Raw genomic sequence first — 16060 nt, 5'->3', positions numbered from 1 at the left:
GGCCGGAGCTTCCAGCCCGCGCAGAGACGACGAAATGTCGTCTGCAGCGCGGATCGCCAAGCCGTGGCTTCACGCGACCCGGAGATTGGCCCCGCTGTCGGCGTCAAGGAATCCCGTCAGCCTGCCCCTGATCAATCGCTCGGCGTCCGCCATGATGCGGTCGATCAGCTCCTTCACGGTCGGAATATCGCGAATGAGTCCGACGACCATACCGCAGCTCCAGGCGCCCGCGTCCATGTCGCCGTCGATCATCACCCTGGGATAGACGCCCGCCACCTGATCATGGATGTCGTCGATCTTGAGGCTCTTGCCCTTCTCGCGCTCGATTTCGAGCAGATTCTCGACGCCCCTGTTGTTCAGGACTCGCTCCGTGTTGCGGAGCGCGCGCATGACGAGCCTGGTGTCGAGCTCGGACGCTGCGACCAGCGCCTTCTTGACGTTCTCGTGCACCGGCGCTTCCTTGGTGGCGATGAACCGCGTACCCATGTTCATTCCCGCGGCTCCCATCGCCAGCGCCGCAACCAGGCTGCGCGCGTCGGCCATGCCGCCGGAGGCCACGAACGGGATCTTCAATTCTTCGGCCGTACGTGGCAGCAGGATCATGTTCGGCATGTCATCTTCGCCCGGATGACCGCCGCACTCGAAGCCGTCGACGCTGACGGCATCGCAGCCGATCTGTTCGGCCTTCAGCGAATGCCGGACGGAAGTGCATTTGTGGATCACCTTGATGCCGCCCGCCTTCAGCGACGGCATATACTGTTCAGGGCTGCGTCCGGCCGTCTCGACGATCCTGACGCCGCCCTCCCTGATGGCAGCGATGTACTCCGGATAAGGCGGCGCGCTGAAGGTCGGCAGGAACGTCAGGTTCACGCCGAACGGCTTGTCCGTCATGTCCCGGCAGCGCGCGATCTCCTTGGCAAGCAGCTCCGGCGTCCGCTGGGTGAGGCCCGTGATCAAGCCGAGCCCGCCGGCGTTGGATACCGCGGCTGCCATTTCGGCGAAGCCGACATAGTGCATTCCGCCCTGGATAATCGGATGTTCGATACCGAACAGTTCAGTGATCGCTGTCTTCACGAATGATCTCCCCGCGTTTCCGCTCAGTGGATGATTTCAAACAAGCCCGCGGCGCCCATGCCGCCACCGATGCACATGGTCACCACGCCGTATTTCGCCTTGCGCCGCCGTCCCTCGATCAGGAGGTGGCCGGTGAGCCGCGAGCCGGTCATGCCGTAGGGGTGGCCGATCGCGATCGAGCCGCCATTGACGTTGAGCTTGTCCGGATCGATGCCGAGCTTGTCGCGGCAATAGATTACCTGCACCGCATACGCCTCGTTGAGCTCCCAGAGATCGATGTCGTCGACCCTCAAACCATGGCGCTTGAGCAGGCGCGGGATCGCAACGACCGGGCCGACACCCATCTCGTCCGGCTCGACGCCGGCGGCAACGAAGCCGCGGAAGATGCCGAGCGGCTTCAGCCCCTTGCTGGCTGCAAACTTGCCGCTCGTGATCACACAGGCAGAAGCACCGTCCGAGAGCTGGCTGGCATTGCCCGCGCTGATGGTCTTGCCCTCGAACACCGGCTTGATCTTGGCGAGGCCCTCGGCCGTGGTTTCCGGACGCGGGCCCTCGTCTTTCGTGAGCGTCACCTGTTCGTAGGTGACCTCCTTGGTGTCCTTGTTGACAACCGCCATCCTGGTCGTGAACGGCACGATTTCGTCGCTGAAGCGGCCGGCCTGCAATGCGGCACCGACACGGCGCTGGCATTCGAGACTGTACTCGTCCTGCTTGTCGCGGCCGATCCTGTACCGCTCGGCGACGACCTCCGCCGTATCGAGCATCGACATGTACATTTCGGGCTTCATCGCCATCAGCTCGTCGTCGACGGCGTGAAACTTGTTCATGTGCTCGTTCTGCACGAGGCTGATCGACTCGATCCCGCCGCCGATGGCGACTTCGACCCCATCAAGCATCACCGACCGCGCGGCAACGGCGATGGCCTGCAGGCCGGACGCGCATTGCCGGTCAATCGTGGTGCCGGCCACCGTCACGGGCAGGCCAGCGCGGATCGCGCCCTTGCGCGCCACATTCATCACCATGGTGCCTTGCTGCATCGCGCAGCCCATCACCACGTCTTCGACCTCGCCCGGCGCGATGCCGGCGCGCTTCACGGCTTCGGCCATCACATGCCCGGCCATGGTCGGGCCGTCCGTGTCGTTGAGCGCGCCACGATAGGCCTTGCCGACGGCCGTCCGGGCGGTGGAAACGATGACTGCTTCAGTCGTCATGCTGGCCTCTTCTTTTACGCGGCCGCATCCAGCTGCGCGTAGCGCAGCACGTGGAATGCGGGATCGCCGAACTGGATGTTGATGGAGGAGATTCGCTTGAAATAGTGTCCGACGTTCAGCTCGTCGGTCATTCCCATGCCGCCGTGAAGCTGCACCGCCTGGTCGGCTACGAACTTTCCGGCATAGCCAATCTTCGACTTGGCCCCGGAGGCGAGCCGCGACAGGCCTGAATCACCGGCGTTGAGGCTGAGATTGAGATGCTGCATCAGGGAGAGCGCCTCCTGATCGGCAATGAACATGTCGACCATGCGATGCTGCAATACCTGGAAGGAGCCGATGGTGGTGCCGAACTGCTTGCGGGTCTTCGAATAGTCCAGCGTTGCGGCATTCAACTCGCCGATCGCGCCGACGACCTCGGCGCAGAGTGCGCCGATCGCGCGGTCACGACAGGTTTCCAGCGCGGCAACGCCCTCGCCTTCTGCTCCCAGCAATTGACCGCGGACCTCGCGTAAACTGATCTCGGCGGCGCGGCGTCCGTCGATCGACTTGAAGCTCTGGAGATTGACACCCGCGGCATGGCGCTCGACCACGAACAGGCTGACGCCGCCGCGGTCGCGATTATCGCCGGCGGTCCGCGCCGAGACGATCAGATGATCCGCCCAAGGCGCTGCCATCACCATGGTCTTCTCGCCACTCAGAACGTAGTCGCCTCCCTCACGCCGCGCCTTGGTCGCGACATTGGCGAAATCAAACCGGGAGGCTCTCTCGGTCCAGGCCAGCGCCCAGATCCTGGAGCCGTCGATGATGCCTGGAATGAATCCCTGCTTCTGCTCGGACGTACCAAGCCGCTCGATCAGGCCGCCGGCGAGCACCACCGTTTCGACGAAAGGCTCGACGACGAGGTGACGGCCGAACTCCTGCATGACGATCATGGTCGACAACGGACCGCCGCCGAGGCCGCCGGCGTCCTCTGAAAACGGCGCAGCGAGCAGGCCGAGCTCGGCGAAGACCTTCCACCGCGTCCGGCTGAACCCCTCCTCGCTCGCCACGATCTTGCGCCGCGCCTCGAAATCATACTGGTCGCGCAGAAGGCGCTGAACGCTGGATCGCAGTAATTCCTGCTCTTCCGTGAACTGAATATCCATCCGATCCTCCCGATCCGCCGTGGCTTAGAGCCCGAGCACGGCTTTGGCGATGATGTTTCGCTGGATCTCGTTGGACCCGCCGTAGATGCTGAGCTTGCGCGCGTTCAGATATTTCTCGGACGCGGTGTGGCCGTAGTCCGGGCCCGGCATGAAGCAGTTGGCACTGACCGGATGCTCGCGGATGGCAAGACCATAATTGCCGATCGCGCGGTGCGTGAGCTCGGTGATGTCCTGGAAGATCTCGGTGCCGCGGATCTTGAACAGCGACGCCGCCGGACCGGGATCGATACCACGCGCCATCTGGGCGACGACGCGCAGTTCGGTCGCCTCCAGCGCCAGCACGTCCAGCTCGACGCGGGCGATGTCGCGTAGAAATTCCAGATGCGCCGGATCGTCGGCCGGTATCTCGGCCTTCACGATCTGCTTCAGCTTCCGGAGATAGCGGGTGGACCGGCCGATGCCCGCCATGCTGGTGCGCTCGTTGCCGAGCAGAAATTTGGCGTACGTCCAGCCCTTGTTCTCCTCGCCGACCAGGTTCTCGACGGGCACACGGACGTTTTCGAGAAAGACGTCATTGACCTCGTGACTGCCGTCGATCGTGATGATCGGCCGCACGGTGACGCCGGGCGACTTCATGTCGATCAGCAGGAAGGAGATTCCGGATTGCGGCTTCACATTCGGATCGGTTCGCACCAGGCAGAAGATCCAGTCGGCGTGCTGTGCCAGCGTGGTCCAGGTCTTGTGCCCGTTGACGACGTAGTGGTCCCCCTCTCGCACCGCCTTGGTTCTGACGGTTGCGAGATCGGAGCCGGAGCCCGGCTCGGAATAGCCCTGGCACCACCAATCCTCGCCGGACAGAATTCGCGGCAGGAACTTCTTCTTCTGCGCCTCGTTGCCGAACGTGTAGATCACCGGCGCGACCATGGTCACGCTAAAGGCAAGCGGCGGCAGTGTTCCCGCCCGGGAGGTTTCCTGCTCAAAGATGAACCGCTGTGTGACCGTCCAGCCCGGCCCGCCATACTCCTTGGGCCACAGCGGCGCGATCCAGCCCTTCTTGTGGAGGATCCGGTGCCAGAGCAGTGACTGCTCCTTGGTCAGGTCGGTCTCCGGATTGGGAACGCGCATCTCCGCCGGATAATTGTCCGCGATGAAGGCGCGCACTTCATCGCGGAAAGCCGCGTCCTCGGCAGACAGCGCAAGCTCCATCGTAAGGGCCTCCTTACCACTTCTCGCCGAAGGGGCGGATTTCCAGCTCGAACGTCCACGCGCTCTTCGGCTGCTGATAAAGCTGCCAATAGGACGCAGCGACGGACGACGGCGGCATCAAGAGATCGGGATCGTCGAGAGCATTCGGACCGAGCGCCTCGAGCCGGCGCTGCCGCACCCATTCCGTATCGACGCCGGAATCGATGATGAGATGCGCGACGTGAATGTTCTTGGGGCCGAGCTCGCGCGCCATCGCCTGAGCCACCGCCCGCAGGCCGAACTTCGCGCTGGCAAAGGCGGCATAGCCGCTGCCGCCGCGGAGAGACGCTGTCGCGCCGGTGAAGAAGATGTTGCCGCCGCCGCGAGGCAGCATGAGCCGCGCGGCTTCGCGGCCGGCGAGAAAGCCGGAATAGCAGGCCATCTCCCAGACTTTGCGGAACACGCGCTCGGTCGTATCGAGGATCGGAAAGTTGACGTTGGCGCCGATGTTGAAGATGCAGACCTCCAGCGGCGCGTGCTGATCGGCATCAGCGAGGAAGGAGATAACCTCCTCCTCCTTGCGGGCATCGAGCGAGCGCGCGTGGATTTCGCCTCCGGTGGCCTCGATCTCCTTGACGAGCGGCTCGAGCTTGGCGCCGTTCCGGCGCCCGGCAAACACCGTGAAGCCCTCAGAGGCGAACTTCTTGGCGATCTCGCTGCCGATATAGTCGCCGGCACCGATCACTGCGACAGTTGCGTTTCTCTTTTGCACGGATCGTCTCCCGGTTGAATTGAACTTCGTTAACTCGGCAGCTTATGCCGTCCTTGCGACTGGCCTCGTTTGCTCGAGGATGGACTCCTCGACGTCACGAAGCTGATCCTTGCCGAAGAACATCTCCTTGCCGACGAAGAAGGTTGGTGAGCCGAACGCGCCTCGGCTGACGGCATCGTTGGTCAGATCAATCAACCTCTTCTTGACGTCGTCCTGTTGGGCGCGAGCGATCAATCTGTCGATATCGAGCCCCGAAGCGATGAACGCATTCCGGAAGATTTCGAGGTCATCCATCTTCTTCGGCTCCTCCCACATATGGTGATAGGCCGCGCGAAAATAGGACTCGAACACGCCCTCGAACTGGGCCGCCACGGCGCCCCGCATCAGCATCAGCGTGTTGACGGGAAAAAAGGGATTCTGGCGGAATTTCGTGACGTTGTGGCGGCGGATAAACCGCTGGGTTTCGAGCGCCTGATATTCCGGCTTGTTCTTGATCCCACGAAGCGAGTCGAACGGCGACAAATTGCCCGTCGCCTTGTAGATGCCGCCGAGCAAGACCGGAACATACTCGAATTTCGCACCGGTGCGCTGCTCGATGCCCGGAATCGCCACCTCTGCCAGATAAGCGTTCGGACTGCCGAAATCGAACTGGAATTCAATCTCCAAGGTCATCTCGGCTCCTCCCGCGGAACATGTGCTTGCACTGGCGATCGGTCGCCGGCCTGACTTTCCTCAAACATATAGTTCTAAAATAGAACTGTCAATCGCTCCCGCAATCTGCTGCTTTCGTCTTGGCTGGAAGGGTATTGTTTGGAATTTAGTACCTATCTAGAATGGCAAATCCCGCGCCGGCCTCCGCAACGATTCGAGACGAGGTCCGTGCCGCGGCGGCGACTGGAGTGCATGGATGAAGTGGAAGGAACTCGAGGAAGAGCCGTGCTCGATGGCCCGAACTATCGGCGTGATCGGCGATCGCTGGACTCTTCTGATCCTGCGCGAGTGCTTTCTGCGCACACGCCGCTTCGAGGGATTTCAGTCGGCACTCGGAATCACCCGGCATTTGCTTGCCGAACGTCTGAAGAAGTTGGTTCGGCAGGGCATCCTGCGCCGCATTCCCTACCAGGAATCCCCCAAAAGGCACGAATATATCCTGACCCAGAAGGGGCTCGATCTGTATCCGATCATGATGGCAATCGTGCATTGGGGCGATACTCACATGGTCGACGAGCGCGGCCGCCCCCTGCTGCACCAGCATCGCAAGTGCGGAAAAGATTTCGATCCGGTCATGGTGTGCTCCGAGTGCGGCGAGCCGCTGTCGGCCAAGGGGGTTCATACTCATCCCGGGCCGGGTGCTCGCAGCGCCCCGGCGGCAGCGGCGCCGACGACCTCGAAAACAAAGGCGCGCTCGCGGGCCGCCTGAGGCCTGCACCGAAGCCGTTCCGCGGCAAACAATCCCGCAGAAGGTACCGGCAGACGTGATCTGGCGGCCAGGAGTCCGTAACGTCCGCACAGCGACAAGCTCGCTCTCAGACCCGGATCACATCGGCGCCGCCTTCATGGGTATAGAGACGCTCAACCTGCTCGGATCGGACTTTCAGCACAGCGCGTTGGTTGACATAGGCCTTGTCGGTAATCTCTCCTGCCGCCATTGATGGCGGATCTTTCAGCAGAACGAAGGAGCAGATCCGTTCGCTGCTTCCGACAGTCTCGTTGTAGTCCCGAAAGCGATCCTGCAGGAATCCGACCACGGCGGGATCCGAGGTCAAATCCGCACCCGGAGTTTTCGAGATTCGCGCGGCCTCCGTGGGGTTCAACCAGCAGAGCAGCGCGCACGCCTCACGATTTTCGCCCGCGACCACCATGTCGAGCAAGACACCGCGCGTTGCGGCCAGGATTGCCGCGCGCATATTGCCGATCGAGACCCAGGTCCCATTCGCAAGCTTGAAGTTCTCGGAAATTCGACCGGTAAAGCGTAGCCCGAGCTCAGGCTTCTGCGGATCCAGAAACGAGACAGTATCGCCGATGCGATAAAAGCCTTCCTCGTCGAAGGCCATTTCCGTCAAATGCGGCCGCCCGAGATAACCCGGCGTGACGTTGGGTCCCTTGACCCTGACCTCGTAAGTATCCGAGACCGGAATGAGCTTGAGCCGCAGTCCCGGCGCGGGAAGACCGATCTCGCCGGGTCGATCTGTCGCCCAATGGGTCGTACTGATGGTCGGGGCGGTTTCGGTCGTACCGTAACCCGACATGACCGGAATTCGCCGGCCGGTCACCGAGAGTGTCAAGCGATAGAGCTTCTCCAGCGTGTCCTTTGAAATTGCAGCGCCGGCATAACTCATTCGGTCCATCCGCTTGAATACACTGGCGCCTAGATTGGGATCCTTCTCGACCGCGTCACACAGGAGGTTATAACCGGCAGGCACGTTGAACATGGCGGTCGGCGACACTTCCTTGAGATTGGCGACCGTCTTGTGAAAGAGCTGCGGCAGCGGACGGCCGTCGTCGATATAGAGCGTACCGCCGTTCTTGAGGATGCCGTGAAGAATGACGTTGCTGCCCATCGTGTGGTGCCAAGGCAGCCACTCCACCTGGACTGGCGCAGCCGGAGGAGACACGAGCTGGCTGCCCATTTGCAGGGAGCTTGCCATCATGCGATGGGTGTTGAGCACGCCTTTCGGAAAGCCTGTCGAACCCGACGTGAAGAGTATCTTGGCGACAGCGTCGCACGAGACCGCACGAGATGCCCCGGCAAATCCGTCGCACGCGGTTTTGGCTGTCAGGGTCTGGAAGGGTACCGTGTCCGGCGCGCCATCGACACTGATCCAGGTCGCGGCCGCCAATTCCGGAATAGTGCGGCCTGCGGAAAACTCACGTCCGCTTTGGACGAACACGAAGCTCGGGCGCAGCACTTCGGCAATGTCCTTGAGACGAGCAAGTCCACCGGGCATCAGCGTGTAGTTTGGCGATATCGACGCCAGGATGACACCGATTGACATCGCCGCAAACGAAACCACGGCGTTCTCGATCGAGTTTCCGGAGAGGATGGCCAGCTTGTCCGCTGGCTTTGCGCCCAGATCGAGCAAACTTTGGCCCACCGCCTGGACCTGAGACCATGCCTCGCCGTAGGTGATCTCGTCCCACCCGCCTTTCGCATTGCGCTGCGCGAGGAATATCCGGTCCGGCGTGGCGCTCGCCCAACTCGGCAAGAAGTCCGTGATACGCCAGTCACATGGCTTCCACTCGAGGGGCGAACTCAATATGAGCGCGCCATCTGGTCGGCGCTCGATTGAAACCTCGCGCGGCGCAAACGTCAGTGCCTTCGTCGACATCGAATTGATCTCCTGAAGTACCGGGATGGCGATCGCACCCGTTGCGCTCAAGTCGCGCAGGACGCCGGCGCCGGCTCAATGCCGCTCGCCCCTCGCCTGTTACCTGCTCATTCGGACCTGGCGTCCAGCACTTCTCCGAAGGCTTCCCAAGTCGATCCCGTCCATCGCTGCAGGCGCATCTGCGTCCAGATCATGTTCTCGGTTTCGCTGGTGTTGATCTTGATGCCCGGCAGTGCGGTCGGTACGACGAAGTCCCGGAGGTTCTTGGCCTGCGCCAGGATATTCTTGCGGGACAGGTCGTCCCCACATTGCTTCAGGATCTGCTCGAGCAGGATGCCTTGCTGGTAACCGGTGAGATAGCTGCCGTTGGTGATATCGACGCCGGGCAGATATTTGTCGATAAACGCCCGATAGGCTTGCATGCCGGGATCATCTTTCCACTTCGGATCCACGACATCCTTGTTGATGGTGCCGACGATCACGCCAGTCGACTTGTCGAGGCCGGCCGGCGTGAGCGTGCCCCCAACCGAACCGGACGGAAAGTTGATGATCACGGTCGCCTTCCAGCCGATCAAAGAGGCCTGCCGGATCGCCTGCGCAGCGAATTTCGGCGTGCCCGCGATCATCAGGGCATCCGCACCGGAACTCTTCAGGTTGGTGATCTGCGAATCGACGGTCGGCTCAGTGACCTCATAGGACGCGGTGATGACCCTGCGATCGTAGTCCTTGCCGAGAAACGCCTTGAAGGCGTTGACGTAGTCTTTTCCGAGGTCGTCATTCTGGTAGAGGATCGCATATTTGGCGTTCGGCAGAGCCTTCGTGAGGTATTTTGCGTAGATCTTTCCCTCGGTATCGTAGCTGACGAGACCTGTCGTGATCAGCGGGTAACTGGCGACGTCGGTGAACTTGGACGATCCGCTGACGATCGCGATGCTGGGCACCCCTTTCGACTTCAGGTATTTTGAGGTCGCCGAAATGGCGGGAGTGCCGAGCTGGCCGAACATGAATGCAACTTCATCGCTCTCAACGAGCTTGCGGACCTGCTCCACCGCCTTGGGCGGGCTATAGGCATCGTCATAGGCGACGTAATTGATCTTGCGCCCGCTGATGCCGCCGCGGTCATTCAGGGACTGAATGTAGGCGATCAGCCCCTTGCCCACGAGACCGATCGATGAAGCCGGCCCGCTGAACGGAAACACCCCGCCAATCTTGATTTCGGTCGCCGTAACCCCGGGCTCGTCGGCCGCGAATGCCGGGCTGCCCAACAGCACGAGCAGAACGGCAAGACTCTTCCATCTCGGCAACATCGGCATCCTCCCTGATGCGCACTCTTCCGGTGCGCCGTGTAATTTTTATGTGTCTCTAACGGCTCGCTAGGCGTCATGCCGCGCGAAATCGAGCGCGCTCGCCAAGCGTCGATGGCCAAGCGCGTCAACCGTTGCGGCTCTTGGATCGGCCGCCTCATTCCCCAAAGCTTACAGTTCTTTTTTAGAACTCGTCAAGCGCTAGATGTATCTCCCCTGAGAAGGAACGAAGCGCTTGCGATGTTGTGACGAGTTATACGTTTAACCTGATAAGGCAGTGGCGCGAATCGATGCCCAGTTGCGGGGATGCCCCTCTCAGCCCGGATATCGCGCGTTACAATATCTGGTTACTTCATTCTATTATTGAACTTATAAGCAAAGAAAAACCCGTGATTTGACCTACCGCCGAGCGATGAGCCTCGCCCAGACGGTAACATTCACGGAGTCTGGGACCATCGCGCCTACAGACCGGTCTGGCTGATAAACTTGGTGTTGAGGTACGCTTCCATGGCCTCGGTGCCCGCTTCCGAGCCGTAGCCGGAATCCTTGATGCCACCGAACGGCACTTCGGGCAAAGCCAGACCGAAGCTGTTGATGGACATCATGCCAGCTTCGATCGCCGAGCCGATCGCGGTAGCAGACTTGGTCGAGCTGGTAAAAGCGTAGGAGGCAAGACCGACCGGCAGGCGATTAGCTTCCTCGAGTGCAGGCGCTGGCGATCGGCCTCGACCTCGCGGCCGACTGACAATTCATAACGGAGAAGATCATGGCATCGCATGGCACTACGAAAATTCTGGCTGGCAAGGTTGCGCTGGTGACGGGCGCTGGACGCGGGCTCGGCCGCGCATTTGCGGAGAAGCTTGCCGCGCTCGGCGCTGACGTCGCCATCCACGGCATGCGCGAGAACGGGCCGGCGGAATATGGCGAGGGCACCACGCTGACCGCGGTGGCCGCGGAGATCGGCAAGGACTATGGCGTCCGCAGCCAACGCGTGCTCGGAGATCTCACGGAGGGAGAGGACATCGCGCGCGTGATCACCGAGACGGAAGGCGCGCTCGGCCCGATCGACATCCTCGTGCACAATGCCGGCGGCGATATCGCCGCTGCCGGCGGCAAGCCCGATCCGAACGACGCCGTACACATCAGGGAAGCCGACGTGCGCGCGGTGCTGGAACGCAATTTGCTCTCGACCATCCTGACCTGCCAGGCGGTCGCGAAGGGCATGATGGAGCGGCGGCGCGGCCGCATCGTCACGCTCGGCTCGGTCGCCGCATTCAAGGGGCGCACCAACGGCTCGATCTATGCAGTGGCGAAGGCCGGCGTGACGCATTACACGCGTTGTCTCGCCGACCAGCTCCGCGCTTACGACATCGCGGTCAACTGCATCGCGCCAGGCGACACCCGCACCGGCCGATTTCTCGGCACCCGCGCAGTCGATCCGGGCCGGATGGTCGAGACCGGCACGCTCGACCGCATCGCCACCGTCGACGAGGTCGCGCGGGTCGTCGAATTCTTCGCCGGACCCATGGGCGCCTTCGTCTCGGGTCAGGTGCTGCGCATCGACGGTGGCGGCCAGGCATGGCCGGCGTGAGCTCCGGTGTGCATGCTCCAGGCCGACCAGACGCCTGGCTTCAAATGGATCACCGGTTCACGTAAAGCGTCTGCGAAGGCTTCTCCCGACCCAACGCTCGAGGTCGTCCATCACCGTGTAAAAGGCGGGCACGTACACCAAACTGAGAATCGTCGAGCTGAACAGTCCACCGATCACTGCGATCGCCATCGGCGCCCGCCTTTCGGCATCCGCTCCCATGCCCAGGGCTATGGGCAACATGCCGGCGCTCATGGCTATGGTGGTCATCACGATCGGCCGAGCTCGTTTCCGAGCAGCGTCCAACAGAGCCTGCGTGCGATCAAGGCCACCATCGCGCCGGGCCACAATCACGTACTCGACGAGAAGAATCGAGTTCTTCGCCGCGATTCCCATGAGCATGAGCATTCCGATCATGACCGGCAAGGACATCGACATCCGCGTCATCAGCAACGATCCCAGAGCGCCTCCGATCGACAGTGGCAGCGCGGTGAGAATGGTCACGGGCTGAACGAAGCCATTGAAGAGCAAAGCGAGAACGACGAAGAGCAGAACGATGGCGGATCCAACCGCGAGCTTGAACCCATCGAACAGCTCCTGCATGCGTTCGGAATCGCCTGCGGGCTTGTAGAATACTCCCGCCGGCAGCCCCCTCATCGACGGCATCTGAGCCACCAAGTCCTCCGCCTCACCCACCGTCAGGCCACTCAGTTCCGCTTCGACCGTTTCGCTTCTGGTGCGATCGGTCCGCTCGATCTGGAGCGGACCCGAGCCAAAGCTGATATCGGCAATGGCGGACAACGGCACCGGCTTCTCGAAGGCAGGCACCAGCAGCAGCGACAGGCCTGCCATATCGGAACGAGCAGCATCGTTTAGCAAGATGCGCACGGGAATCTGTCGCGCGCCTAGGCTGAACTTGGACAGGTTCTGGTCGATATCTCCGACGGTGGCGATATTGACCGTCTTGGCAATCACGGCCGTAGGCACTCCAAGTAGAGCAGCCTTGTCCGGCTTGGGCGTTATCTGGAGCTCCGGTCGGGCGACGCTGCTCATGACTCTCGCGCGGTGGAATCCCGTAGTGGTACCCATATCCTGGGCCAACCGACGTGCCGCATCGGCGAGCGCAGCGGCGTCATCGCTCAACAGGGATACCTGGATTTTCGCGCCGGAAGATCCGTCCTCGCCGAGGCGGATCCGAATGCCCGGTATGATCGAAAGTTGCCGCCCGATCGAGGCTTCGAACGCCTGCTGGGACTGAGCCCTCTCGGCTCTCGGAACGAGATTGATCGTCACGGTCGATCTTCTGACCTCGCCTACCGAGGTAGACAGGTCTCCCGGGCCGGAAAACGTCGACGTCTCGGTTCCGACCGCGGCATAGACGGACGCCACTTCGGGTCTCGTCCTAAGCAAAAACGCAACCTTCTGCGTGGCGGCGTCCGTTTCCTGCAAAGTCGCCCCCGGTGCCAACTCCACGCTGAGCATCGTGCGGCTTCTATCGGCCGCCGGCATGAAATCCGTCGAAAGGGATGGAATAAGGGACAGGGACGCAACGAAAAACATCACGCCGGCGACGACAGTGGCCCATCGGTAGCGCAGCGTCCAGGTCAACGTCAGCGCATAGTACCGCACCCATGCCGGCTCGCGATGCTCCCTTTTGCCCGTCTTCAGGAGATAGGCCGCCATCAATGGCGTAAGCAGGCGGGCAACCACGAGAGAGAAGAAGACAGAGCTGCAAACGGCGATCGAGAAGGCCTCGAAGAACTGCCCCGGGATGCCCGGCATCAGCCCAACCGGGGCGAAAACCACGATGATGGCGAACGTCGTCGCAACCACGGCCAGGCCGATCTCGTCGGCCGCACCGATGGCCGAATCGTAAACGGTCTTTCCGGACTGCCGAATGTGCCGAACGATGTTCTCGATTTCCACGATAGCGTCGTCGACGAGAATGCCGACAACCAGAGCAATCGCCAGAAGAGTGATATTGTTCAGCGACTGGTTCAGGGCATACATCACAGCGAAGGTCGGCAACATCGACAACGGCAGTGCGGCGCTCGAGATCAACGTCGCCCTGATATCCCGCAGGAAGATCCAGACGACCAGAACCGCGAGCAACGCTCCCAACAGAAGTGCCTCGATGGCGGCGTCGTATCCCTCGATGACCGCGTGGGTCGAGGATGTCACCTCGAGGATCCCTACGCCATCGTGAGCGGCGGCGAATTCGGCCATCCGCTTTCTGACGTCTCTGGTCACGGCGAACTCGCCGGTCCCAACGGCGCGGTAGACGCTGAAGCCCACGACCTCCCTATCATTGAACCATGACCTCTGTCGCGGCTCGGCCCACCCGCGCTCGACGGTCGCAATCTCCGACAGCTTGACGCTGCGGCCGTCACTGAAGGCGAGCCGCATCTCCTTGAGAGCCGCGACGTCCGGGACACTGCCCACCGTACGAACGGCTTGCTCGGACCCTGCCAGTTTCATACGGCCGCCGGGCTGGGTGATGTTGCGGTTCCTCACGAGCTCGGAAACTTCTGCGGCCGTCAAACCAAGAGCGAGCAATCGGTCTGGTTCGAGCTTAACGCTAATTTCCGCATCGACACCACCGGATCTGGCAATCTTGGAAACGCCGGGCACGGCAAGCGCAGCTTTGGCGATGTCGTTGTCTATGAACCAACTCAGCGCGTCCGGCGCCATCATCGGCGCGTCGACGATGAACGTGAGGATCGCTTGCCCCGTCGCCTCGACGCGCCGGATCATCGGATCGAGTGTTCCTTGCGGCAGCTTCGAACGTATCGATACGACGGCATCCCGGACGTCGTTCGTGGCCCGGTCGATATCGGTACCGATCGCAAACTCGACCATCGTCATGGACAATCCCTCGTTCACGATCGAACGAGTGCGATTGACAGTCCCAAGTCCTGCGACGCCGTCCTCGACGAAGCGGGTGATTTGCGTCTCTATTTCACTCGGCGCAGCTCCGGGCCAGGCGACGCTGACCGTCACCGTCGGAATGTCCATATCGGGCATGTTGTTGAGCCGGAGCTTCGAGAACCCGACGGCCCCCGCCAGGCTCAGCAGCACGAACAGGATGATGGTCGCAACGGGATGACGGATCGCCCAACTGGAGATGCCGTTCATCGCAGTGCACCGCCTTTGAACGACGCGGTCTTGACGTTTACGAGATCTCCGTTGCTCAGAAGACCGGCACCTTGGGTCACAATGCGATCTCCAGCCTCCAGTCCGCGCAAAACTTCCACGTCATCCGATTCCTTGACGCCGATTCCGATCTCGACCAATGACACCAGACTGTCGCCTCCGACCTTGAAGACGTGAGCCTTCGCTTCTCGCCAGACCACTGCCTTCAAAGGAACGGTCAATACAAGCCGTCTTTCGACTGAAATCTCGACACGGGCGAACATCCCTGGCTTCAGATTCGTGCCCTTGGGGAGCGCGACATGCACCGTACCCAAGCGCGTCTTCGGATCCACCAGCGGCGAAACCATGCGGACCGCCCCCTGCTCGGCTTGCCCACCGGCGCCGACCACTGTCGCGTGTTGTCCAGCGGCAGCAGCGAGGATGTCTGTTTCAACGACGCGCGCATCGACCTCTATGCGGTTGTCCTGGATCAATCGGAACATCTCCACTCCGGCTTGGACCACCTGCCCGATCGCTACGGATCTTGCCGCGATCATCCCCGCCGCGGGAGCGACGATGACCGTCTGCCGTTGCCGCGCTTCTGCTTCCTCGAGCTGGGCGCGAGCCGCGCCCAGCTTGGCCTCGGTCGTCTTGACGAGCGTATCGCGCTGCTCGACGACTTGAGCGCTCACTACCCCTGAAGAGACCGAATGCGCGCGCGCAGCATCCGATCTGGCACTGGCAAGGCTCGCTTCCAGTTCGTCGACCACGGCCTTCTGCTTGGATACCGCTGCAGCCGCCAACTCCTGGCTGAGGCGGGCCAATATCTGACCTTTGGTAACGACATCACCTTCGTCCACGGTGACCTCGATCACCGCGATACCGCCAGCTTCGGAGCTGACCGGGATTTCGCGCCACGCTACGACGTTGCCTGTCGCGGCGATCGTCCTGGTGACCTCCAACTTCTCGACAGGTGCGGCCACCACAGTCATTGCGGATGAGGGAGTTTCCGCACGGACGATCGAACTGAAGACCAGAGAAGTCGCTATGATCCCAATCGTCCTCAGGCCACGATGGACACTCTTCATGCCAGCAATTCCTCCACTCACCGTCGACGCCCCAATGCCTCGCCAACCGCCCACTTCCGAACGACCGGCGACGATGCAGGTAGGACGGGAGGTTTGCTCACGTCGAACAATTTGTGTCGGATCGTCTCGGCGGGACCCCGATTGTGTCGAAACATTGCTGGATTGGAGCCTTGGGGCGTTTCGTTACGAATTCCGGCTTCTTTCGACCCGACTTCGCGGTAGAACAAAATCC

The 16060-nt window shown here is 61.7% G+C and carries 12 protein-coding genes and 1 pseudogene; 2 read left to right on the top strand and 11 right to left on the bottom strand.

Annotated elements, in window-relative coordinates:
• Window positions 1-69 precede the first annotated feature (69 nt).
• The 6 genes from GGD61_RS34385 to GGD61_RS34360 are packed head-to-tail and all read right to left on the bottom strand — an operon-like array spanning window position 70 to window position 6059.
• Complete coding sequence (locus GGD61_RS34385) at window positions 70-1074, bottom strand: nitronate monooxygenase family protein (protein WP_092261919.1); 1005 nt, start codon at window positions 1072-1074, stop codon at window positions 70-72.
• Window positions 1075-1097: 23 nt separating this feature from the next.
• Window positions 1098-2285, bottom strand: coding sequence for an acetyl-CoA C-acyltransferase (locus tag GGD61_RS34380; RefSeq protein ID WP_092261918.1), 1188 nt, complete (start codon window positions 2283-2285; stop codon window positions 1098-1100).
• A gap of 14 nt (window positions 2286-2299) precedes the next feature.
• The gene (locus tag GGD61_RS34375; RefSeq protein WP_183231934.1) at window positions 2300-3430 is read right to left on the bottom strand and encodes an acyl-CoA dehydrogenase family protein; all 1131 of its coding nucleotides are present in this window, start codon (window positions 3428-3430) and stop codon (window positions 2300-2302) included.
• A gap of 24 nt (window positions 3431-3454) precedes the next feature.
• Window positions 3455-4636 carry an acyl-CoA dehydrogenase family protein gene (locus GGD61_RS34370; protein ID WP_092261916.1) on the bottom strand — a complete coding sequence of 394 codons (1182 nt, stop codon included), beginning with the start codon at window positions 4634-4636 and terminating at the stop codon, window positions 3455-3457.
• 13 nt (window positions 4637-4649) lie between these two features.
• Window positions 4650-5387 carry an SDR family oxidoreductase gene (locus GGD61_RS34365; RefSeq protein ID WP_092261915.1) on the bottom strand — a complete coding sequence of 246 codons (738 nt, stop codon included), beginning with the start codon at window positions 5385-5387 and terminating at the stop codon, window positions 4650-4652.
• Between the two features lie 42 nt (window positions 5388-5429).
• A complete protein-coding gene (locus GGD61_RS34360; RefSeq protein ID WP_183231933.1) occupies window positions 5430-6059 on the bottom strand; it encodes a 2-hydroxychromene-2-carboxylate isomerase in 630 nt (209 codons plus the stop codon).
• 235 nt (window positions 6060-6294) lie between these two features.
• Between GGD61_RS34360 and GGD61_RS34355 the strand changes: the two genes are divergently transcribed.
• The gene (locus tag GGD61_RS34355; RefSeq protein ID WP_092261913.1) at window positions 6295-6807 is read left to right on the top strand and encodes a helix-turn-helix domain-containing protein; all 513 of its coding nucleotides are present in this window, start codon (window positions 6295-6297) and stop codon (window positions 6805-6807) included.
• A gap of 106 nt (window positions 6808-6913) precedes the next feature.
• Here GGD61_RS34355 and GGD61_RS34350 read toward each other — a convergent pair whose 3' ends face one another.
• From GGD61_RS34350 to GGD61_RS34340, 3 genes and pseudogenes are all read right to left on the bottom strand, one after another.
• Window positions 6914-8716 (bottom strand): AMP-binding protein, encoded by a 1803-nt coding sequence (locus GGD61_RS34350; protein ID WP_246786112.1) that lies wholly within the window; start codon window positions 8714-8716, stop codon window positions 6914-6916.
• Window positions 8717-8823: 107 nt separating this feature from the next.
• On the bottom strand, window positions 8824-10023 hold the full coding sequence (locus GGD61_RS34345; protein WP_183231931.1) for an ABC transporter substrate-binding protein: 1200 nt from the start codon (window positions 10021-10023) through the stop codon (window positions 8824-8826).
• Between the two features lie 458 nt (window positions 10024-10481).
• Window positions 10482-10727: pseudogene (locus tag GGD61_RS34340) on the bottom strand (aldehyde dehydrogenase family protein); the annotation flags it as partial.
• 59 nt (window positions 10728-10786) lie between these two features.
• On the opposite strand from GGD61_RS34340, the gene GGD61_RS34335 reads away from it, so the two are divergent.
• Entirely contained in the window at window positions 10787-11611 is an 825-nt protein-coding gene (locus GGD61_RS34335; protein WP_092261911.1) for an SDR family NAD(P)-dependent oxidoreductase, read from the top strand.
• Window positions 11612-11668: 57 nt separating this feature from the next.
• Here GGD61_RS34335 and GGD61_RS34330 read toward each other — a convergent pair whose 3' ends face one another.
• Both GGD61_RS34330 and GGD61_RS34325 read right to left on the bottom strand, forming a co-directional pair.
• The gene (locus GGD61_RS34330) at window positions 11669-14743 is read right to left on the bottom strand and encodes an efflux RND transporter permease subunit (protein WP_092261910.1); all 3075 of its coding nucleotides are present in this window, start codon (window positions 14741-14743) and stop codon (window positions 11669-11671) included.
• Window positions 14740-15828, bottom strand: coding sequence for an efflux RND transporter periplasmic adaptor subunit (locus GGD61_RS34325; RefSeq protein ID WP_092261909.1), 1089 nt, complete (start codon window positions 15826-15828; stop codon window positions 14740-14742). Before GGD61_RS34325 ends, GGD61_RS34330 begins: the two co-directional genes overlap by 4 nt.
• Window positions 15829-16060 lie beyond the last annotated feature (232 nt).

This window comes from Bradyrhizobium sp. SBR1B (assembly GCF_014198205.1).
Classification (GTDB): domain Bacteria; phylum Pseudomonadota; class Alphaproteobacteria; order Rhizobiales; family Xanthobacteraceae; genus Bradyrhizobium.
Note: the sequence above shows the minus strand (reverse complement) of the source record. Positions and strands in the feature narration are given on the sequence as shown.